This window comes from Nocardioides alkalitolerans DSM 16699, assembly GCF_000426525.1.
Lineage (GTDB): Bacteria > Actinomycetota > Actinomycetes > Propionibacteriales > Nocardioidaceae > Nocardioides > Nocardioides alkalitolerans.
In genome coordinates, this window is the sequence record NZ_AUFN01000010.1 from 1136497 (window position 1) to 1156709 (window position 20213).

The following is a 20213-nucleotide window of genomic DNA, read 5'->3' on the forward strand; positions in this document are numbered from 1 at the left end:
GGGGCAGCGGGCGGGGCCGTCAGGCGGGGTCGCGCACGGCCCACGTGCCGGTGGCGACGGCGCAGAGGCGCCCGGTCGCGTCGGTGATGCGCACGTGCGGCACGACGGCCCGCCCACCCCGGCGCAGGACCTCGACCCGCAGCTCGAGCGGGCTCTCGACCGCCGGGGCCATGAAGTGCATCGTCAGGTCGGTGGTGGCCACCGCCGCGCCGGGGGCGCTCGTCGACGTGACGGCCACACCGGCGGTGACGTCGGCGGCAGCCAGCAGCACGCCTCCGTTGACGGCGCCGCCCGGGTTGCGCTGCTCGTCGCGCACCGCGAGCACGCTCCGCACCCGGCCGGGCTCGAGGTCGACGCACTCGACCCCGATCCAGCGGATCGTGGCGAGCTCGTTGAACCAGGTGCGGAAGCCCTCGAGGTCGGCGACGTCGGGGCGCGGGGCGTCCTGTCGCACGACGTCCATCAGTGGTCCCGGAAGACGGCGGGGCGGCGCTCGGCGAACGCCCGACCGCCCTCGGCGAAGTCGTCGGTGGCGGTCATCATCACCTGGGTGCGGTTCTCGACCTCCAGGTGCTGGCGCAGGGCGAGACCGTCGCGCGAGAGGTTGAGCAGCGACTTGGTCATGCGGGTGGTGAACGGGGCGACCCGGCACATCTCCTCGGCGACCGCGATCGCCGTGCCCCTGGCCTCGCCCGCCCCGACCAGGCGCGAGACGAGCCCGGCGGCGAGCGCCTCCTCGCCCCCGAGGTCGCGGCCCGTGAGCAGCATCTCCGAGGCCCGCTCGAAGCCGATGATGCGTGGCAGGAACCACGACGAGCCCATGTCGCCGCCGGAGACGCCGAGCCGCACGAAGGCCGCGCTGAACCGCACGTCCTCCTCGGCCACCCGCACGTCGGACGCGCAGGCGAGCGAGAGCCCGCCGCCGGCGGCGACGCCGTGCACCGCGGCGACGACGGGCTGCGGGATGTCGCGCAGCTTCGTGATGACGCGCGCCACCACCTCCTGGATCGCGTACGTCGCCTGCACCTGGCCCGTGCCGTCGACCCAGCGGTCACCGGCGAGCTGGCCCTTGAGGTCCATGCCGGCGCAGAAGGCCCGGCCCCGACCGGCCAGCACCACGACGCGCTGGTCGTAGTCGTACATGAGCTCGTCGAGCAGCTCGTCGAACCGGCGCAGCAGACCGTGCGAGAGGGCGTTGAGGCGCTCGGGCCGGTCGAGCGTCAGGACGGTGACCGGACCGAGGCGCTCGACGTCGATCGACGTCGGGTCGGCGGGCTTCACGCTCCCGCCCCGGTGGTCGCCGCGGCGGTGACGGCGTCGGCCGCCAGCAGGTCGGCCCGCAGCTCGCGCTTGAGGATCTTGCCGCTCATGCCGCGCGGCAGGGGCTGGTCGCGCAGCTCGAGCCGACGCGGCCGCTTGTACGTCGCGAGCGAGCCCGCGGCGTACGCCGTCAGCGCCTCGATGTCGAGGCCCGGGTTGCTGCTGACGACGCAGGCGACGGGGGTCTCGCCCCAGCGCTCGTCGGGCACGCCGACCACCGCGACCTCGAGCACGTCGGGGTGCTGGGCGAGCACCGACTCGATCTCGGCCGGGTAGACGTTGAGGCCGCCGGAGATGATGAGGTCCTTCGAGCGGTCGACGATCCGGAAGTAGCCGTCCTCGTCGACGGTCGCGAGGTCGCCGGTGTGCAGCCACCCGTCGCGGATGGTGGCCGCGGTCGCCGAGGGGTTGCGCCAGTACTCCTTGAGCACGCAGGTGCCCCCGAGCAGCAGCTCGCCGGCCTCGCCGGGGGCGCACGGCCGGCCGAGCCCGTCGACGACCTTGGCCTCCTGGCCCCAGAGCGGGAGGCCGACCGAGCCGGGACGGCGCAGGGCCTCGTGGGCCTGCAGCTCGAGGTTGAGGCCGGAGCCCTCGGTGAGGCCGTACGCGTTGACGAGGCCGACGCCGCGCGAGTGGTAGAGCCGCAGCAGGTGCTCGGGCACGGCGGCGCCGCCCACCTTCGCGACGCGCAGGCCCGTCAGGTCCGCCTCCGCGAAGCGGGGCTCGGCGGCCAGCCGCTCGAGGATCACGGGCACGACGCCGATGAAGCTGACGCCGAGGGTCTCGATGTCGTCGAGCAGTCGCGCGGGGTCGAACTCGTTGCGGATGACGATCGAGCCGCCGCAGCGCAGGAACGGGATGGCGAAGGAGACGCCGGCGCCGGTGAAGGCCAGGGGCACCGTGACGATCGCGCGGTCGTGGAAGCCGAGCGCGTCGACGGTGATCGCGCTGGCCGCGACGCCCTCCATGTTGGCGTGCGTGAGCACGGCACCCTTCGCCTTGCCGGTCGTGCCGCTCGTGTAGCAGATCATCAGCGGGTCCTCGGGGTGCACGTCGAGGTCCTCGGTGAGCAGCCCGTGCCGGCGCAGCTCGTCGAGCCCGCGCCCGCCCTCGGGCGGCTCGCCGACGAAGAAGATGCGCGCGCCCCCCACGAGCTCCTCCAGCACCGGCAGCACGGGCACGAAGTCGGGGTCGGTGACGACGGCGGCGAGCTCGGCGTCGTCCGCGACGTCACGCAGCTCGGGGCCGGTCAGCAGCGGGTTGAGCGGCACGAAGATCGCGCCGATGCGGGCGCACGCCAGCACGACCTCGAAGTGCTCGGGCGCGTTGCGCATCAGCCCGCCCACGCGGTCGCCCTTGACGACGCCCTCCGCCACCAGGCCGGCAGCGATCTCGGCACACCCGCGCTCGAGCTCGCCCCAGGTGCGTCCACCCCCGTCGGCGAGGAGAGCGGGGCGGTCGGCCCCGAAGCGTGCCCAGTGACGTGCCCATGCGCTGATCCCGGTCATGGTTGCGTAAACTACCAATCGGTTGGTACGTTCGTCAACGACGCGACGGCCCCGCGTCGCTCCACCCGCGGCGCTCACCGCCGCCCCTCGCAGGGTCGACAACCACAGCCAGAGAGGCACTTCTCGATGAGTGATTCCGCGACGAGCATTGACAAGGTGATGGTGGTCGGCGGCGGCGGCCAGATGGGCAACGGCATCGCCCAGGTGGCGGCGGTCGCCGGCCTGGAGGTCACGCTGGTGGACCTCGACCAGGGCGACCTCGACCGCGGCATCGGCCGCATCGAGCGCAGCCTGGAGCGGCTGGTCCGCAAGGAGCAGCTGAGCGACACGGAGGCCAAGGAGGCGCGCGAGCGCATCACCACGAGCACCGACCTCGAGGGCACCGCCCGCGACACCGACCACGCGATCGAGTCGATCGTGGAGGACGTCGACGTCAAGCGCGACGTGTTCCGCCGCCTCGACGCCGTGGCCCGCCCCGACGTGATCCTGGCGTCGAACACGTCGCAGTTCGCGATCTCCGCGATCGCCGCCGCGACGGGCCGGCCCGACCGGGTCGTCGGCACCCACTGGTTCAACCCGCCGCCGGTCATGCGCCTCATCGAGATCGTGCGCGGCGTCGAGACCAGCGACGACACGGTGGAGAAGATGCAGGCGCTGGCGCAGCGCTACGGCAAGGAGACCATCGTCTGCCAGAAGGACACCCAGGGCTTCCTGACGTCCCGGCTGATCATGGCCCTCATCGCCGAGTCGATGCGGATCGTCGAGGAGGGCATCGCCTCCCCCGAGGACGTCAACCGCGCCTGCCAGCTCGCGTTCAACCACGCCATGGGTCCCCTGCAGACCGTCGACCTCGGCGGCCTCGACACCTACATCAAGGCGTCCGAGGCCATGGCGCACCACTACGGCGACCGGTTCAAGCCGACGCAGCAGGTGCGTGCGCTCGTCAACGCCGGCCACTACGGCTACAAGACCGGACGCGGTTTCAGTGACTACGGCACGGCTCAGTAGTCCCACCCTCGTGCCGGGCACGCCGCACCCGGCGGCCGACGCCCTCGACGAGCTCGTGTCCCTGCTGCGCCCCCGGCGCCAGGGCGCGGGCTCGTTCCGCGGCGAGGCGCCCCGGGTGCAGTGGGGGGTCCCGTACGGCGGGCTCCTCGTCGCCCAGGCCCTCGCCGCGGCGTCGACCTCGGTACGCGAGGGCCAGTGGATCCGCAGCCTGCACGCCTACATGGTGCAGGTCGGCGTCGGCAGCGAGCCCGTCGACATCGACGTCCACCGCGTGCACGACGGCCGCTCCAGCGCCTGGCGCTCGATCGAGGTCATCCAGCACGAGCGGCTGCTGCTGCGCATGGACGCCCTCTTCGCGACCGACGCCGAGGGGCCCTCCCACCAGGCGGCGGCCCCCGTCGTACCCGACCCGGAGACCCTCGAGAACGTCGGCGCGACGCTGGCGTCGTACGACGACACCTTCCGGCCGTGGGACGAGCGCTCGCCCTTCGACCTGCGCTACGTCACGCCGCCCCCGCGCCTGCACACCTCGGGCGAGGCCCGCACGACCGCCTGGCTCGGCGCCACGGCACCGCCCCCGGAGGACCGGGCCCTCGCCGGCGCGCTGCTCGCCTACGCCAGCGACCACTGCATGCTGGACTCGAGCCTGCAGCCCCACGGGCTGTGGTTCGGTGAGGGCTCCGCGTCGGGGTTCTCGCTCGACCACAGCATGTGGTTCCACGCGCCCGCCCGGGTCGACGACTGGATCCTGATGGACCAGCGCTCCCCCGGCATGCGCGACGGCCGCGCCCTCGGGACGGCCGACCTGTACTCCCGCGGCGGCGAGCTGCTCGCCACCGTCACCCAGCTGGGCAGCATCCGCCCGCCCCGCAGCAGCCGCCCCACGCCCACCCCGGAGGAGACCCGATGACCGAGAGCACCCCCTCGTCGACCGCCGCCACGACCCGGTCGCTGGTCGAGAGCTACCTGACCGCCGTCAACACCCACGACTGGGAGCGGCTCGCCCAGGTGTTCCACCCCGACGTGGTCGTGCAGCACGGCATGAGCATCTCGACCACCGGCCGCGACAAGGCGATCCGGCTGCTGACCGCCGTCGTCGCCCAGTTCGCCGAGCACGAGGACCGTCCGACCCGCTTCATCGTCGATGGGAACGTGGCGGCCGTGGAGATCACGTTCGTGGGCACGCGCCCCGACGGCGTCGAGGTGACCTTCGAGGCCGCCGACGTCATCGACACCGACGGCACCCACATCACGAAGGTGGCGTCCTGGTACGACACCGCCGCCGTGCTGCCGCTCGTCAAGGGCGAGCAGCCGGCCTGACCGGCGCCGTCCTCCCCGATCTGCGGCACTGCTCCGCCGCGACACTCCGCCCCCGACCGGCTCAGCGGTTGGGGGCGGAGCTGTGTCGCGAGCCGAGCTGTCGCGTCTGCACGCCCCGAGCGCGTCGAGCTGTCGCGTCTGCATGCTCGTACGGCGTCGAGCTGTCGCGTCTGCATGCTCGTACGGCGCCGAGCTGTCGCGTCTGCATGCCCCGAACGCGCCGAGCTGTCGCGTCTGCACGCAGCAACGCCGCCCGCCCCGTGAGGAGCGAGCGGCGCTGGTGCGTCGTACGACGTGCGGACCGTCAGGCGTAGGCCTCGATCCCCGCGGCGTCGCCTTGGCCGAGACCGCCGCAGATGGACGCCACGCCGCGACCGCCACCCTCCTGCTGCAGCCCCCGGGCGAGCGTCAGCAGGATCCGGGCCCCCGAGGCGCCCGGCGGGTGGCCGAGCGCGACGGCGCCGCCGTTGAGGTTGGTGCGGTCGAGGATGCGCTTCTCGCGGTCGGTGCGACCGTCGGCGAGCACGCGGGCGCTCACGAGCGGCACGCAGGCGAAAGCCTCGTTGATCTCGAAGCGGTCGATCGCCTCGAGGTCCCACTCGGCCTTCGCCAGGGCGCGGTTGATCGCGTCCGCCGGGGCCACGGGGATCTCGCGGGGCGCGCGGGCCGCGCTGCCCAGACCGGTGATGCGGGCCAGGGGCTGCAGGCCGCGCTCCTCCACCCAGCGGCGACGGGCGAGCACGACGTAGCAGCCGCCCGTGTCCTGGCCGGGCGCGTTGCCCGGCGTCACGATCGGACCGTCGAAGATCGTACGGAGCCGCGCGAGCCGCTCCAGCGACGAGTCGGCACGCGGGCCCTCGTCGTCGGTGAGCTCACCGAGGGCGTGCGAGAACGGCACGACCTCGCCGTCGAAGAACCCGCGCGCCTTGGCCTCGAAGTACGCCTGGTGGCTGCGGAGCGCGAACTCGTCGGACTCCTCCCGGGTGATGCCGTGCTCGACGGCGACCTCGCCGGCGTCCACCGCGACGGGCTTGCCGCCGATGTCGGCCCCGGGCTCGGCCATCGGGTCCTTCAGCTTCGGGCCGCCGCGCTTGATGCCCCAGCGGATCGTCGGGTTCATCAGGAACGCCGCGCGGCCCATGTTGTCGGCGCCGCCCACGAGCACGACGTCGGCCTCGCCTGCGCGGATCGCCCGGGTGCCGAGGTGGACGGCGGTCATCGACGAGCAGCAGGCCCGGTCGATGGTGAGGGAGAGACGGTCCTCCGGGATACCGGCGCGCAGCATCGCGACGCGGGCCGGGATCGAGCCCTCGAGGGACTCCTCGGACGGGATCGTGACCCCGCTGTAGACCTCGTCGACGTCCTCGGGGCGCACGCCCGTCGCGTCGAGCGCGGCCCGCATGGTGCTCGCGGCGATGTCGACGCTCGGCACCTCGCGGAGCGCGCCGCCGAAGCGGCTGAACGGCGTACGGACACCGCCCACCAGCAGGACGTCATCGGGATGGTCGGTCATGGGAACCTCCGGGCTCGTCAGCTGTGGGTGAAGCGCGGGGCGCGCTTCTCGGTGAAGGCGGCGACGCCCTCGCGGAAGTCGTCGGCCGCGGCGACCTGCAGAAAGATGCGGCGCTCCTCGTCGAGCGCGGCACCGAGGGCGGGGTCGACGCAGCGCTTGAGGGCCTGCACGGCGACACGGGGCATGGCGGCGATGCGGACGGCCAGCGCCTGGGCCTCGGCCAGCACCTGACCGGGCTCGACGACCTCGTCGACGATGCCGAGCTCGAGCGCCCGGTCCGCCTTGACGACGGACCCCAGGAGCATCAGCTTGAGGGCGGCCGCCGTACCGGTGCGGCGCGGGAGGCGCTGCGTGCCGCCGCCGCCGGGGATGAGGCCGAGCTTGACCTCGGGGAGACCGAACTTGGCCGTGGGCTCGGTGAGGATGAGGTCGGTGGTGAGCGCGATCTCGAGGCCGCCACCGACGGCGCTCGCCTGCACGGCGGCGATGATGGGCTGGGGCAGGGCGGCCCAGGCGGCGAGCACGCCGCCGGCCCAGGCGCTGTGGGCGTCCATGCCGCCCGGAGCGGCGCGCAGCTCGTCGAACTCGGCGATGTCGGCGCCGGCCATGAACGCCTTCGTGCCGCCGCCCGTCAGGACGACGACGCGGACGCCCTCGTCACCGGCGACGGCGTGGGCCACCTCCTCGAGGCCCTGGAGGACGGCGCGGCCCATCGCGTTCACGGGCGGGCTGTCGACGACCACGGTCGCGACGCCGTCGACGACGTCGAGCGACACCGGGCCGTGCTGGGAGTGGACCTCGGCGACGGCCGGGGCCAGGACTTCTGCACTCATGGCTTCCTTCACGGGTCACGGTTCCCGGGAGGGCGGCCGGCGGCGTGGTGCCGGGGTCGCGGGAGGGACACCCCCGGGGACTTCATTCAACGACCGTCGCGCCCGCTTGTCAACCAACCGTTTGATTGTGATGTGGAGGCATGCCGAACCGGCACGTCTCCCACGTCGTACGACGCCGACTTGTCACGTCTGCACCGTCGTACGACGCGGGCCAGCGCTGTGAGGCGTTGCAGACGCGACAGCTCGGCGCGATCTGAGCGTGCAGACGCGACAGCTCGGCGCGACCTGACCGTGCAGACGCGACAGCTCGGGGCGACCTGACCGTGCAGACGCGACAACTCGGCGCGATTTGAGCGTGCAGACGCGACAGCTCGGGGCGACCTGACCGTGCAGACGCGACAGCTCGGGGAGGCCTGACCGTGCAGACGCGACAGCTCGGGGAGGCCTCAGTCGGGCAGCGGCGCGAGCAGGCTCGCGAGGGCGTAGCCGGAGAGCTCGCGGACGATCTCCTCGGCGGGCATGGCGCCCTCGGGGTCGTACCAGTAGTGGATCCAGTTGGCCATGCCGAAGACCGACCGGGCGGCGAAGGTGGGCGTCACGCCCTCGCGCAGGGCGCCGGCGTCGACGGCCTCCTGGACGAGGCGCCGGAAGTCCTGGTCGTAGTCGTGCTGCGTGTGCACGATCTCGGCCGCCCGCTCCTCGCTGAGCGCCCGGAAGTCGCGCACGAAGACGACCGAGTCGGTGCGGTGCTCGAGCGAGTTGCGCATGTGGCCGACGATGAACGCCCGGATGGCCCCCACCGGGTCGTTCTCGACCTCGCGCCACGCCTGGTTCTCCGTGATGATCCGCTCGTGGTTGCGCTGGATGATCGCGAAGAGCAGGTCCTCCTTGGTCTCGATGTAGTGGTACATCGAGCCCTTGAGGATGCCGACCTCGTCGGCGATCTCCTGGAGGCTGGTGGCGTCGTAGCCCTTGCGTCGGAAGATCTCCGCGGCCGCGTCGATGATGAGCTCGGTGCGGTCGAACCTGCGCTGGGGTCGCTTGACCGCGGCGGGTGCCGCCTGGTCGCCGTTGTCGGCTTGACGCTTCTTCACCGTGCGCAGTCCTCGCTCCCGTGCTGGTTCCGACGGTCATTCTCGCAGCAACGCTGCCACGCTCCTGCCCGCCCATCCTGCTCCGCGCCTGGGTGCGCCGCCTCGCGGGGGCGGGCGGCGCCGCCGCGGGGACTCAGTAGGAGCGCGGCAGACCGAGCCCGGCGACGGCGATCTGGTTGAGCGCCATCTCCCGCGAGACGGGCGTCGAGCGCAGCAGCCGCATGTAGCCGAACCGGTCGAACATCAGCGTCTCGGAGGTGAAGCCCGAGCCGCCGAACGCCTGCAGCGCCGCGTCCGCCGCCTTCAGGCCGGCGTCGCAGGCCTTCACCTTCGCCATGTTGCAGGCGAGCCCGGCGTTGCCCCCGGCCTCGTACGCCGCGGCCCCGCGCTCGATCAGCGCCCACGCCGCCTCGAGGTCGATGAGCGCCTCGGCCATGGGGTGCTGCACCGCCTGGTGCGCCCCGATCGGCACGTCGAACACGACGCGCTGCCCGGCGTACTCGGCGGCCTTCTCGAGGCACCAGCGGCCGATGCCGACGGCCTGCGCGGCCACGATGAGGCGCTCGGGGTTGAGCCCGTCGAAGAGGGCCCGCGCACCGGCGCCGGCCTCGCCGACCAGGGCCTCCGGCGGCAGGTCGACGTCGTCGAAGAAGACGGTGAACTGGCTCTCGGGCACGCCGACCATCACGTCGACCGGCTGCATCTGCAGCTGCTCGCAGGGCAGGGGCACGGAGAAGAGGGAGAAGCCGCCGGACTCGGAGTCCTTGGCCACCACGAGCATCACGTCGGAGTCGTCGGCGGCCGAGATGTAGGTCTTCTGCCCCGTGATCCGCCAGCCCGTCGGGGTGCGCGTCGCCTTCGTCGTCATGCGGGCGGCGTTCGAGCCGGCGCCCGGCTCGGTGAGCGCGAAGCAGAAGCGCAGCGAGCCGTCGCCGATGGCGGGCAGCCAGCGGTCGCGCTGCTCCGGGCTGCCGTGCCGCAGCAGGACGGCGCCGCCGATGGCGGTCGAGATCGTCAGCTTGCCGGCGGGGTAGCCACCGGCCGCCAGCCGCTCCGCGACGAGGAGCAGGTCGGTCATCGTGCCGGCCCCGCCGTGCTCGGGCGACAGCGAGATCGCGGGGAGGCCCGCGTCGCAGACCTCCTTCCAGTGGGCGCGTGCGGCGTCGAGGTCGGAGAACCGCTTGTCCTCGTAGCGGCGGCCGATGCCGAACGCGAGCTCGGCCAGGGCCGTGCGCTCCTCGTCGCCGATCAGGGCGCTGGTGTCGGGGGTGTCGATCGTGGCGGTCATGCGTACTCCTCCTGCGAGGTCGGGGCGGGGACGGTGGTGGGGGGCGGTCCCCAGGTGCGGACGGCGGCGAGCGTGGCGTCGTCGAGCCCGCGGGCCGACAGCACCTCCTCGTTGTGCTGGCCGACCACGGGGGCGGCGGCCCGGTCGAGCGTCGGCGCGCGGCCGTCGAAGCGCAGCGGCGTGCCGACCTGGCGCACGTCGGGCGCGTCGGGCACGGGCACGATCATCCGACGGGCGGCGAACTGCGGGTCGCGGGCGACCTCGTCGAACGTCTGGACGGCGGTCGCGCAGGTCGAGCGACCCTCCAGCAGCTCGAGCCACGCGGCGAGCGGCCGGGTCGCCACGACGGCGGCGACCTCGTCGATCGCCGTGGCGTCGTGCTGGCGCGCGAGCAGGTCGGGCCGGCCGAGCACGTCGACGAGCTCGGCCCAGAACTGCGGCTCGACGGCACCGACGGCGAGGTGGCGGCCGTCGGCGCACGCGTAGACCCGGTACGACGGGGTCGCCCCCGTCACGGGCGTCGACTCGGGGCCCTGGTCGCCGCCGCCGGCGAGCCAGCCCGAGACGTGGATGCCGAGCGACCAGAGCGCGGCGTCCGCCAGGCCGACCTCGACGTGCCGGCCCGGGCCGCCGGAGCGGACCGCGACGAGCGCGGCGAGCAGGCCGAGCCCGCCGGTGAGGCCGCCGACGAGGTCGGCGACCTGGATGCCCGCGAGCGCGGGTCCGTGGGTGCGGCTGCCGCCGAAGCCCGCAGCGCCGGAGTAGGCGAGGTAGTTGAGGTCGTGCCCCGGCTCGGCGTCGCGCGGACCCCCGGTGCCGTAGCCGTTGACGGAGCAGTAGACGAGCCGCGGATTGACCGCGCGCAGGTCGTCGTACCCGACCCCGAGGCGGTCCGCGACGCCCGGCCGGAACGACTCGAGCACCACGTCGGCGTCCCGCGCGAGCGCGAGCACGGCCCGCACCCCCTGCGGGTCCTTGAGGTCGAGCGCGACCGACCGCTTGCCGCGGTCGAGGAACGCGTGGCCCGAGGTCGTGCCGGCGACCGCCGCCCCGAACGAGCGCGACTCCTCCCCCGCCCCGGGGCGCTCGACCTTCACGACGTCGGCGCCGAGGTCGGCGAGCAGCTGCGACATCGCCCCCACGGGCAGCATCCGGCTGAGGTCGAGCACCCGGACGCCGGCCAGCGGCGCGGTCGGGTCGGACGGGCGGTCGGGCTGGCGGTCGGGCTGGGTGTCCGGCACGGACACGCACCTGCCTTTCGGGACGGGACGGATCGTCGAGGGAGGAACGGCAGCGGGGGCCTCAGCTCGGCACCACCTCCGCGACCAGCCGCAGCTGCTCGCGGTGCTGCTCGGGGGTGAGGCCGTACGGCGGGGTGTGGACGACCGTGTGGACGCCGGCGTCGGCGTACGCCGTCAGCCGCTCCCGCACCGCGGCCGGCGGTCCGACCACGGTGACCGCGTCGATGAGGTCGGTGCCGAGCGCCGCCTCGGCCTCGCGCTTGCGGCCGGCCAGGTAGTGGTCCTGGACCTCGCGGGCGTTGGCCTCGAAGCCGTACTCGGCCACGAGGTTGAGGTAGAAGTTCTTCTCCCGCGAGCCCATGCCGCCGAGGTAGAGCGCCAGGAACGGTCGCATCGCGTCACGCCCCGCGTCGACGTCGTCGGTGACGAGGATGCTCACCATCGGGGTCATCGCGAAGTCGACCAGGGAGCGTCCCGAGCGGGCGGCGCCCGCCTCGAGCGACTTCGTGAAGTACGACGCGTGGCCCGGGCTGAAGAGGATCGGGAGCCACCCGTCGGCGACCTCCCCGGCCAGCTCGGTGTTCTTCGGTCCCATCGCCGCGACGTAGATCGGCACCGGCTGCTGCACCGGCGTCGTCGCGAGCTTGAGCGCCTTGCCGGGGCCGTCGGGCAGCGGCAGGCGGAAGTGCTCCCCCGCGTGCTCGACCGCGCCCTCGCGGGCCAGCGCGGCGCGCACGATCGCGACGTACTCGCGGGAGCGGCCCAGCGGCTTGTCGAACCGGACGCCGTGCCAACCCTCGGCCACCTGCGGCCCCGAGGTGCCGAGCCCGAGCGTGAACCGGCCCTCCGACAGCTGGTCGAGGCCGGCCGCCGTCATCGCCGTCATGGCGGGCGTGCGCGCCACCATCTGCATGATGCTCGTCCCGAGGCGGATGCGCTCGGTGCGGGCGGCCATCCAGCCGACGGCGCTGACCGCGTCGGCGCCGTACGCCTCCCCCACCCACGCCGAGTCGTAGCCGAGGCGCTCGGCCTCGGGCACGATCTTCAGCGGCTCCAGACTGGAGCCCCCCATGCCGCCGGCGCCGACGGCGAGTCCGATCTTCACGCTGGTCTCCTCTGAGTGGGTGGGGGTGGTCGTACGTCGTCGCGGCTGCCGGCAGGTGCCGGGCTCAGACCCGCTGGATCAGCGTGGCGGTGCCGAAGCCCCCGCCGCAGCACATCGTCACGAGACCGATCTCCTTGTCGGAGCGCTCCAGCTCGTGGAGCAGCGTCGTCAGCAGGCGGGCCCCGCTCGCTCCCAGGGGGTGGCCGAGCGCGATGGCGCCGCCGTTGACGTTGACGCGGTCGCGGTCAGGCTTGAGCTCGCGCTCCCACGCCAGGACGATCGCGGCGAACGCCTCGTTGACCTCGAACAGGTCGATGTCGTCGATAGTCATGCCGTTGCGCTCCAGGATGCGCCGGGTGGCCGGGATCGGCCCCTCGAGCATCCGCACGGGGTCGCAGCCCACGGTGAGGGCGTCGAGCACCACGGCGCGCGGCCGCAGACCACGGTCGCGGGCCCAGCCCTCGTCGGCGAGGAGCATCGCGGCGGCGCCGTCGGAGATCTGCGAGGAGTTGCCGGCCGTCAGCCGGCCGTCCTCGCGGAACGCCGGGCGGAGCCCGCCGAGGCCCTCCTCGGTGGTGTCGGGGCGGATGCCCTGGTCGGCCGCGACCACGCCGTGCGCGGTCGTCACCGGCGTGATCTCCCGGTCGAAACGCCCCTCGGCCACCGCGCGGGCGGCGAGCCGGTGCGACCGGGCCGCGAGCTCGTCCATCTCCCGTCGGCTGATGCCGTGGTCGTCGGAGATCATCTCCGCCGCCTCGCCCTGGCCCACCAGCGCGAAGTTCTCCAGCACCTGCGGCGTGTACGGCGCGCCCCAGTCCTTCTGGATCGCCGGCCCCGCCGCGAACGAGATCCGGCCCATGTGCTCCACCCCGGCCCCGACGACGACGTCGGCGGAGCCGGAGGCGCAGAGCGCGGTGGCGACGTTGACCGCCTGCTGGGAGGAGCCGCACGCCCGGTCGACGGTCGTGGCCGCCGCGGTGACGGGCAGGTTCTCGTGGAGCCAGGCGTTGCGGGCGATGTTGGCCGACTGGGCGCCGACCTGCTGGCCGCAGCCCGCGACGACGTCGTCGACGAGGGCCGGGTCGAGGCCGACCTGGTCGAGCAGGCCGGTGTAGGCCCGCCCGAGCAGGACCGCCGGGTGCTCGTCGCGGAAGACGCCGCGCTCGAGGTGCCCCTTGCCGATCGGTGTGCGGGTGGCGCCGAGCACCACCGCGCGACGGCCGTGGAGAGGACTCACTCGACGCCCCAGAGAGCCTTGAACTGGTCGTCGTAGGTCTCGACGAGCGGGTAGAGGCCCTCGGTCTCGACCACGTTGTCGGCCACCAGCGTCTGGCGGATCATCGGCAGCTCGTTGAGGTCCGCCGGCTCGACGCCCGCGAAGTGGCGGGCGAGCGTGTCGGCCTCGAGCCACATGAGCTCGTAGAACCCGAGGGCCTGGCCGGCGAGCTCGTCACCGGCGGCGACGGCGGCGAAGTTCGTGGCGCCCGACGACGACGTGACGATCTCGACCTTGTCGGCGAGGCCGGCGGCGCGGAGCGCGGCGGCGACACCGGTGCTGGCGGCGCCCGACGGGAACATCACGCGGTTGATGTCGGGGTTGGCCCGCAGCTTGGAGACCACCAGGTTGGGGACCTCCTTGCCGACCTGCGTGATCGAGATGTCCATCGTCTGGTACTCGCAGCCCGGGCAGAGCTCGTCGTAGCTCTCCTCGAAGTTCTCGCGCACCGCGGCGAGCACCGTGAAGGCCGGGATGTCGACGTACAGGGTGCTCGCGCTGCCCTGCGACTCGTCGACGATGTAGGCGGCGGCGAGGCCACCGGCCCGGGTGGTGACGGCGTTGTTGAAGGAGGCCAGCAGGCCGTTCTCCTCGGTCGCCTGCTCGCTCAGCGAGTTCTGGACGACGGGCACGCCGGCCTCGACCAGCTCGGCGAGCTCGGCGGCGTAGAGGTGGGTGTCGTGGCCGGACGCGATCACGCCGTCCGGCTCGAGCCGCACCGCCTGGGCCCAGGCGTCCTTGACGCTCTCCGGCGTCCCCGTGGTGGTGAGGGTGATGACCTCCCAGCCGAGCACGTCGGCCGCCTCGGCGAAGATGTTGTTGAGCTCCTCGCAGGAGGTCACGCCGCACAGGATGCTGACGATCGTCTTGTCCGAGGGGATCTCGGCGCCGATGGGCTCGAGCTGCTCCCAGATCTCCGTGGGGCGCTCCTGCGCCGTCGCGTTGATCTCGGCGGCCTCGCTCAGCTGCTCGTCGCTGGAGCCGTCGATGGTCTCGCCGCTCGCGCCGCCACCGCCGCAGGCGGTGAGGAGCAGGGGGAGCACACCGAGGGCGATCGCGCCGATCGCGTGCCGCGGGCGCGGCGTCCGACGGGTGGTGGTCATGGGGATCACGGGTCCTTCTCGAGTCGGGTCCGAGACCGGCGGACGGTGCCGCCGGGGAGGGGAATGAGGTGGTGCGAGGGGCGCGGGCCGAGCGGGTGGGGGCCTCGCGCGGGGTCAGTGGCCGACGGTCGCGTTCGCGGTGCCGGCGCGCTGGTAGCGGGTCGCGATGAGGGCCACGATGAGGACCACACCGGTGAAGAGGTCCTGCGACCACGTGGGGGCCTGGGCGAGCCCGAGGCCGACGACGCCGGTGCCGAGGAGCAGCACCGCGATGATCGTGCCGAACGCGTTGAACCGGCCGTGCTGCAGCTGCGTGGCGCCGAGGAAGGCCGCGGCGAACGCGCCGAGCAGGTACGGCGTGCCCGCCGTGACGGAGCCGGCGGCGAGGGTGCCCGCGAGCACGATGCCGGCGAGACCGGCGAGACCGCCGGAGATCACGAGGGAGGCGAAGCGCAGGCGCTCGGTGGGCACGCCCGAGAGCCGGGCGGCCTCCTTGTTGAAGCCGGTGGCGTACATCCGGCGACCGAAGGCCGTCTGCTGGAGCACGAACCAGAGCACGACCGTGACCACGGCGACGTAGACGACGGGGAGCGTGATCCCGCCGACCATGAACTGCCCGACCTCGTTGAAGCCCTGCGACAGCACGACGCCGGTGACGTCGAGGTCGCCCGTCACCATCGTGGTGAAGGCGGCGAGCAGGGCGCCCGACGCCATCGTGGCGATGAACGAGTCGATCTTCAGCACCACGACGATCACGGCGTTCAGCACGCCGATGAGCACGCCCACGAGCAGCGCCAGCAGGATCGCGGTCGCGATGCCGAGCTCGTACTTCACGATCGCCTGCGTCACGACGACGCCGGTGAGCGTGATGGTGCCGCCGATCGAGAGGTCGAAGACCCGCGCGGAGAGCGGGATGATGACGCTCAGCGCGGCCAGCGCCGTGACGGCGTTGCTGTTGAAGACCTGGTAGAGCGTGGCCGAGGTCAGGAAGGTCTGCGGCACCCAGATCGAGAAGATCACGACGAGCGCGCCGAGCACGTAGACGGCCCCGATGTTCGAGAAGGCCAGGTGGCGGGTCCAGCGGCGGGGGGCCTCGGCGTCGTCGGCGGGCGAGGACGGGCCGACGGGGTCGGTCTTCTCCGGGCCTCCGGGTGCCTGGCCGGTCACGACGGGTCCGCCGGGAGCCGGCCCGGTCTGCAGGTCGCTCATGCTGCACTGATCCCTTCGATGGCACGGATGATGGTGTGCTCGGCGACGTCGTCGCCGGCCAGCTCCTCGACGACGCGGCCGTCGCGCACGACGAGCACGCGGGCGCAGAGCGCCACGAGGTCCTGGGGGTCCGACGAGGTGACGACGACGCTGAGGCCGTCGGCGGCCTCGCGCGTCACCAGGTCGTAGATGCGGGCCCGCGTCGCGATGTCGACGCCGGCGGTCGGCTCGCTCATCGCGAGGATCTGCGGCGAGCGGTTGAGGCAGCGGGCCAGCACGACCTTCTGCTGGTTGCCGCCGCTCAGGGTCGAGATGGGGGCGTCGGCCCCGGGGGCGGCGATGCCGAGGCGCCGGATCCAGTCCGCCACGACGGTGCGCTCGCGACGGACCGAGAGGCGCGGGCCGCGGCTGATCGAGCCGAGCGAGGAGATCGAGAGGTTCTCGGCCACCGAGGCCTCAAGGAACACGCCCTCCGCGATCCGGTTGCCGGGCACGAGCGGGATGTCGGTGGGGCGGCTGCCGTCGGTGACCGTCACCCGGCCGCCGCGGGGCCCCGTGAGGCGGCCGGTCACGGCGTACGGGACCTCTTCGGACCCCGAGCCGACGAGGCCCGCGATGCCGAGCACCTCCCCGCGCCGCAGCTCGAGGTCGATGCCGCGCATGGTGCGACCGGTGAGGCCCTCGGCCCGCAGCACGACCTCGTCGGCGACGCTGCCGGACTTCGCGTTCTGCCGCACGCTGGAGCCCTGCTCCCCGACCATCTCGTCGGCGAGCTGCTCGGCGGTGACGTCGCCGACGTCGTACGTCGCGACCACCACCCCGGCCCGGATCACGCTGACGCGGTCGGCCAGCGCGAAGATCTCGTCGAGCCGGTGGGAGACGTAGAGGACACCGGCCCCGGACGCCCGGATCGAGCGCACCACGTCGAAGAGCCGCTCGACCTGGGTCGGCGGCAGCATCGCGGTCGGCTCGTCGAGCACGAGGACGCCCTGGCCGGCGTCCCACCCGTGCATCGCCGCGGAGATCGCCAGCTCGGTGCGCACGACGGCGCTGTGCGAGGCGAGCGGCAGCTCGATGTCGATGCGGGTGCCGAAGCGGGCCAGCGCGCGACGGGTGAGCTCGCGCTGGGCCTTCCAGTCGATGGCGCCGAAGCGGCTGCGCACGTAGCCGTGGGAGAGCGCGATGTTGTCGACCGCGCTCAGCTCGGGCACCTGCCCGAGGTCCTGGTGCACGAAGCGGAGGCTGTCGTGGCGCTTGGCGACGCGGGTCGTGAGGCCGACCTCCTCGCCGTTGACCTCGCAGCGGGCCTCGTCGGCCGGGTGGTAGCCCGCGAGCACCTTGATCGTCGTCGACTTGCCCGACCCGTTGGCGCCGATGAAGGCGTGCACCTCGCCGGCCCGGACGTCGAGGTCGACGCCGCGCAGCACCTGCGCCGCGCCGAACGTCTTGGTCAGCCCGCGCACGCTCAGCGCGAGCGCGCCGTCGGTGGCGCGCTCACGGGGTCGCTCACCGGGGCGGGTGTCGGCGTCGGGAGATGTGGTCGGGGTCACAGGCACTGTCTAATCTGCCAATCGGTTGGTTGTCAATGGCCGATGAGGATCATGCTCATGGATCCGGGGTCCGACGGCCCCCGCCCCACTCCCCCAACGCGTCGTGACCCCGGAGCCGGCGGCTCGGGGGTCACGACGGGAGGGCGGGTCAGCGCGCCGTGGGCACCTCGGCGTGGGCGGACGGGATGAGGTCGACGGGGGGCTCGTCGCCCAGGCGCACCCCGGTCACGAGCGGTGCGTACGACGGGGTCTCCCCCGCCCGCAGGCGGGCTCCGACCTCGACGAAGTCGCGCCCCACGAGCGACCGACGGGTCAGGGGATCGGCGTCGTCCATCGCCTGCTCGAGCGTCGACTCCTGGGCGCGCTGCACCTGCCACTTGATGACGCCCATCGAGACGGGTGAGGCCGCGGCGGCCATGGCGCGCGCGTAGGTCATCGTCTCCGCCAGGAGGTCCTCGGCCGGGTGGAGACGGTCGACGACGCCGAGCCGCTCGGCCTCCGCGCCGTCGAAGAGGCGTGCCGTGAGCAGCAGGTCCATCGCCTTCCCCGGTCCGACCACCCGGGGCAGCAGCCACGCGAGGCCCTGCTCGGCCACCAGCCCGATCCGGGCGAACCCCGTGCCGAACCGTGCCGTGGGCGTGGAGAACCGGAGGTCGCAGGTGAGGGCGAGGATGAGGCCGAGGCCCGCACAGGGTCCGTTGATCGCCGCGATGACGGGCTTCGGGATCGAGCGGGCGGCCAGGTAGGCCATGCCGGGCATCTCGACCTGCTGCTCGCCGGTGCCGAGGTCGCCCAGCACCGAGAAGTCGGCGCCGGCGCAGAACCCGCGCCCCGCCCCGGTGAGCACGATAACGCGCACGTCCTCGCGGTCGGCCGCCTCGTCGAGCCGCTCCAGCAGCCGCGCCATGAGGTGGCCGTCGACGGCGTTGAGCCGGTCCGGGCGGTTGAGCGTGACCAGGGCGACCCCGTCGTCGACCTCGAGGAGCACGACGTCGGCGGCGGCCGCGGCCACCTCGGCGGGTACGTCGGGCGGCCCCTGCAGACCGGTCATGCGTACATCTCCTCGACGAGCTCGGCGTAGGTGCGGGCGATGACGGCCCGACGCATCTTGGACGTGGGGGTCAGCTCGGCCCCGGGCAGCCACTCCCCCGGGACGATCCTGAAGCGCTTGATCTGCTCGGGGCGGTTGAGGCGCGCGTTGCCGGCCGCGACCCCCGCCTCGACCTCCGCGACCACCCGCGGGTCGGTGCTCAGCTGCTCGAGGGTCGCGTCGGCGAGGCCGTGGCCCTTCGCCCAGCCGCGGACGTACTCGACGTCGAGCACGATGAGCGCGACGTTGTAGGGCCGCCCGTCGCCCATGCAGCACATCTGCCCGATGAACGGGCTGGAGGTGAGGATGGCCGACTCGACCGTCACGGGCGAGATGTTCTTGCCCGAGGAGCTGATGATGATCTCCTTCTTGCGGCCCACGATGCTGAGGTAGCCGTCGGCGTCGAGGCTGCCGAGGTCGCCCGTGTGGTACCAGCCGTCGGCGTCGATCGAGGCCGCCGTCGCGTCGGGCCGACCGTGGTAGCCCAGCATGATCTGGGGCCCGCGCAGCAGCACCTCGCCGTCGTCGAGCAGGCGCAGCTCCATGTGCAGGCTCACCTCGCCGACCGTGCCGATGCGGATCCGCTCCGGCCGGGCCGCCGTGCCGCCGCCGCTCGTCTCGGTCGCGCCGTACGCCTCGCCCATGGGCACCCCCAGCGCGTGGAAGAACCCCATGAGCGGGCCCGGGTTCGGCGCCGTGGCGACGATGCACACCCGCAGCCGGTCGAGGCCGACGCTCGCGAGCCAGGGCCCGAAGACGTCGCGGCGGTCGGCGTCGGTGGCGGCGACCAGCTCGGCGTCGGGCACGCCGCCGGCCTGCTCCACCTCGACCCGGGCGTAGCCACGGGCCAGGGCGGCGCGGACGGCGTCGCCGTCGGCCTCGTCGAGCCCGAGCACCCACGTGTCGAAGCCGGCGCGCAGCTTCTCGAAGATGCGCGGCGGGCCGTAGAAGTAGCCGGGGTGGAGGTCGACGATCGCGGAGACGACCTGGCGCGGGTCGTCGAGCGTGACGACCTCGAAGCCCTGGTAGAGCGGGATGGCGTAGCCCCCGAGCCGGTCCCCGACGTGGGCCGACGGCAGCCACGACACCGTCACCGTGCCCGCCGGGATGCTCTGGGTCAGCAGCGTCGCCTCGGCGCAGGTCAGCAAGTTCTGGTGCGACAGCAGCACGCCCTTCGGGGTGCCCGTCGTGCCGCTGGTGTAGATCATCGTGACGACGTCGTCCGGGCCGGGCGCCTCGAGCGGGGGCACGTCGGCGCGCTCGCCGTCGGCGACCACGTCGGCGAGCGCGCGCCAGCCGGGGGCCGGGTCGCCGTCGAGCTGCACCCGCAGCGCCGGCAGGTCGATGCCCGTGAGCCCGGCCTGGAGCGCCGGGTCGACCACGATGCCGACCGCGCCGGAGTCGCCCAGCGCGTAGGCGTGCTGCTCGGGCGACGACGAGGCGTAGAGCGAGAAGGGCACGGCCCCGAGGTGCACGAGGGCGAGGTCGACGACGTAGAACTCGGGTCGGTTGCGCATCAGGAGCGCGACCTTGTCGCCCCGGCGCACGCCGGCGGCCCAGAACCCGGCCGTCGCCGCCTCGACCCTCTCCTGCAGCTCGCTCCAGGTCCACGAGATGCGGCCGTCGTGGCTGCGCACAGCCGTGCGGTCGCCACGGCGGGCCACGACCCGGTCGAACGCCTCCACCAGCGTGACCGGGCGATCGAGCGCCTCGAAGGGCTCCTCGAGAGAGGTCAGGGTCGTCATCGGTCGTCTC

General features: G+C 73.4%; 18 protein-coding genes. 3 read left to right on the forward strand and 15 right to left on the reverse strand.

Features of this window, described 5'->3' with window-relative positions:
* Positions 1 to 19: 19 nt before the first annotated feature.
* The 3 genes from K329_RS29385 to K329_RS25005 are packed head-to-tail and all read right to left on the reverse strand — an operon-like array spanning position 20 to position 2828.
* Positions 20 to 463: a PaaI family thioesterase gene (locus tag K329_RS29385; RefSeq protein WP_052336412.1), complete on the reverse strand. Its 444-nt coding sequence runs from the start codon at positions 461 to 463 to the stop codon at positions 20 to 22.
* Complete coding sequence (locus K329_RS0106145; RefSeq protein ID WP_028472356.1) at positions 463 to 1281, reverse strand: enoyl-CoA hydratase/isomerase family protein; 819 nt, start codon at positions 1279 to 1281, stop codon at positions 463 to 465. Before K329_RS0106145 ends, K329_RS29385 begins: the two co-directional genes overlap by 1 nt.
* Positions 1278 to 2828 carry a class I adenylate-forming enzyme family protein gene (locus K329_RS25005; protein WP_052336413.1) on the reverse strand — a complete coding sequence of 517 codons (1551 nt, stop codon included), beginning with the start codon at positions 2826 to 2828 and terminating at the stop codon, positions 1278 to 1280. Before K329_RS25005 ends, K329_RS0106145 begins: the two co-directional genes overlap by 4 nt.
* A 126-nt stretch (positions 2829 to 2954) precedes the next feature.
* Between K329_RS25005 and K329_RS0106155 the strand changes: the two genes are divergently transcribed.
* Genes K329_RS0106155 through K329_RS0106165 form a run of 3 tightly spaced genes read left to right on the forward strand, consistent with a single transcriptional unit; the run spans position 2955 to position 5156 of the window.
* Positions 2955 to 3836 (forward strand): 3-hydroxyacyl-CoA dehydrogenase family protein, encoded by an 882-nt coding sequence (locus tag K329_RS0106155; RefSeq protein ID WP_211225729.1) that lies wholly within the window; start codon positions 2955 to 2957, stop codon positions 3834 to 3836.
* Between the two features lie 10 nt (positions 3837 to 3846).
* Positions 3847 to 4746: an acyl-CoA thioesterase gene (locus K329_RS25010; protein ID WP_052336415.1), complete on the forward strand. Its 900-nt coding sequence runs from the start codon at positions 3847 to 3849 to the stop codon at positions 4744 to 4746.
* Positions 4743 to 5156 (forward strand): nuclear transport factor 2 family protein, encoded by a 414-nt coding sequence (locus K329_RS0106165; RefSeq protein ID WP_028472358.1) that lies wholly within the window; start codon positions 4743 to 4745, stop codon positions 5154 to 5156. The genes K329_RS25010 and K329_RS0106165 overlap by 4 nt, the downstream gene beginning before the upstream one ends.
* A 304-nt stretch (positions 5157 to 5460) precedes the next feature.
* Here the strand turns inward: K329_RS0106165 and K329_RS0106170 are convergent, their stop codons facing one another.
* The 12 genes from K329_RS0106170 to K329_RS0106225 all read right to left on the reverse strand — a co-directional run bounded on the left by K329_RS0106170 (position 5461) and on the right by K329_RS0106225 (position 20203).
* Positions 5461 to 6669 carry a thiolase family protein gene (locus K329_RS0106170; protein ID WP_028472359.1) on the reverse strand — a complete coding sequence of 403 codons (1209 nt, stop codon included), beginning with the start codon at positions 6667 to 6669 and terminating at the stop codon, positions 5461 to 5463.
* Between the two features lie 17 nt (positions 6670 to 6686).
* Positions 6687 to 7502, reverse strand: coding sequence for an enoyl-CoA hydratase/isomerase family protein (locus tag K329_RS0106175; RefSeq protein WP_052336416.1), 816 nt, complete (start codon positions 7500 to 7502; stop codon positions 6687 to 6689).
* Positions 7503 to 7948: 446 nt separating this feature from the next.
* Positions 7949 to 8596 carry a TetR/AcrR family transcriptional regulator gene (locus K329_RS0106180; protein WP_028472361.1) on the reverse strand — a complete coding sequence of 216 codons (648 nt, stop codon included), beginning with the start codon at positions 8594 to 8596 and terminating at the stop codon, positions 7949 to 7951.
* Positions 8597 to 8729: 133 nt separating this feature from the next.
* Positions 8730 to 9884 carry an acyl-CoA dehydrogenase family protein gene (locus K329_RS0106185; protein WP_052336417.1) on the reverse strand — a complete coding sequence of 385 codons (1155 nt, stop codon included), beginning with the start codon at positions 9882 to 9884 and terminating at the stop codon, positions 8730 to 8732.
* Complete coding sequence (locus K329_RS25015; protein ID WP_157571586.1) at positions 9881 to 11125, reverse strand: CaiB/BaiF CoA transferase family protein; 1245 nt, start codon at positions 11123 to 11125, stop codon at positions 9881 to 9883. The genes K329_RS0106185 and K329_RS25015 overlap by 4 nt, the downstream gene beginning before the upstream one ends.
* A gap of 61 nt (positions 11126 to 11186) precedes the next feature.
* Entirely contained in the window at positions 11187 to 12230 is a 1044-nt protein-coding gene (locus K329_RS0106195) for an LLM class F420-dependent oxidoreductase (RefSeq protein ID WP_043642063.1), read from the reverse strand.
* Between the two features lie 64 nt (positions 12231 to 12294).
* A complete protein-coding gene (locus tag K329_RS0106200) occupies positions 12295 to 13467 on the reverse strand; it encodes a thiolase family protein (protein ID WP_028472364.1) in 1173 nt (390 codons plus the stop codon).
* Positions 13464 to 14609 carry a substrate-binding domain-containing protein gene (locus K329_RS0106205; protein ID WP_028472365.1) on the reverse strand — a complete coding sequence of 382 codons (1146 nt, stop codon included), beginning with the start codon at positions 14607 to 14609 and terminating at the stop codon, positions 13464 to 13466. The genes K329_RS0106200 and K329_RS0106205 overlap by 4 nt, the downstream gene beginning before the upstream one ends.
* A gap of 114 nt (positions 14610 to 14723) precedes the next feature.
* Positions 14724 to 15818, reverse strand: coding sequence for an ABC transporter permease (locus tag K329_RS25020; RefSeq protein ID WP_052336419.1), 1095 nt, complete (start codon positions 15816 to 15818; stop codon positions 14724 to 14726).
* Positions 15815 to 17368, reverse strand: coding sequence for a sugar ABC transporter ATP-binding protein (locus K329_RS25025; RefSeq protein ID WP_052336420.1), 1554 nt, complete (start codon positions 17366 to 17368; stop codon positions 15815 to 15817). The genes K329_RS25020 and K329_RS25025 overlap by 4 nt, the downstream gene beginning before the upstream one ends.
* A 148-nt stretch (positions 17369 to 17516) precedes the next feature.
* Positions 17517 to 18419 carry an enoyl-CoA hydratase-related protein gene (locus K329_RS25030; protein WP_052336421.1) on the reverse strand — a complete coding sequence of 301 codons (903 nt, stop codon included), beginning with the start codon at positions 18417 to 18419 and terminating at the stop codon, positions 17517 to 17519.
* The gene (locus K329_RS0106225; protein WP_028472366.1) at positions 18416 to 20203 is read right to left on the reverse strand and encodes an AMP-dependent synthetase/ligase; all 1788 of its coding nucleotides are present in this window, start codon (positions 20201 to 20203) and stop codon (positions 18416 to 18418) included. The genes K329_RS25030 and K329_RS0106225 overlap by 4 nt, the downstream gene beginning before the upstream one ends.
* Positions 20204 to 20213: the final 10 nt, after the last annotated feature.

What these genes read in the sequence shown, in the direction of transcription:
- K329_RS29385 (WP_052336412.1), bottom strand. Translation starts at nt 463, where the DNA reads ATGGACGTCGTGCGACAGGACGCCCCGCGCCCCGACGTCGCCGACCTC.
- K329_RS25005 (WP_052336413.1), bottom strand. Translation starts at nt 2,828, where the DNA reads ATGACCGGGATCAGCGCATGGGCACGTCACTGGGCACGCTTCGGGGCC.
- K329_RS0106155 (WP_211225729.1), top strand. Translation starts at nt 2,955, where the DNA reads ATGAGTGATTCCGCGACGAGCATTGACAAGGTGATGGTGGTCGGCGGC.
- K329_RS0106165 (WP_028472358.1), top strand. Translation starts at nt 4,743, where the DNA reads ATGACCGAGAGCACCCCCTCGTCGACCGCCGCCACGACCCGGTCGCTG.
- K329_RS0106170 (WP_028472359.1), bottom strand. Translation starts at nt 6,669, where the DNA reads ATGACCGACCATCCCGATGACGTCCTGCTGGTGGGCGGTGTCCGTACG.
- K329_RS0106175 (WP_052336416.1), bottom strand. Translation starts at nt 7,502, where the DNA reads ATGAGTGCAGAAGTCCTGGCCCCGGCCGTCGCCGAGGTCCACTCCCAG.
- K329_RS0106185 (WP_052336417.1), bottom strand. Translation starts at nt 9,884, where the DNA reads ATGACCGCCACGATCGACACCCCCGACACCAGCGCCCTGATCGGCGAC.
- K329_RS0106205 (WP_028472365.1), bottom strand. Translation starts at nt 14,609, where the DNA reads ATGACCACCACCCGTCGGACGCCGCGCCCGCGGCACGCGATCGGCGCG.
- K329_RS25020 (WP_052336419.1), bottom strand. Translation starts at nt 15,818, where the DNA reads ATGAGCGACCTGCAGACCGGGCCGGCTCCCGGCGGACCCGTCGTGACC.
- K329_RS25030 (WP_052336421.1), bottom strand. Translation starts at nt 18,419, where the DNA reads ATGACCGGTCTGCAGGGGCCGCCCGACGTACCCGCCGAGGTGGCCGCG.
- K329_RS0106225 (WP_028472366.1), bottom strand. Translation starts at nt 20,203, where the DNA reads ATGACGACCCTGACCTCTCTCGAGGAGCCCTTCGAGGCGCTCGATCGC.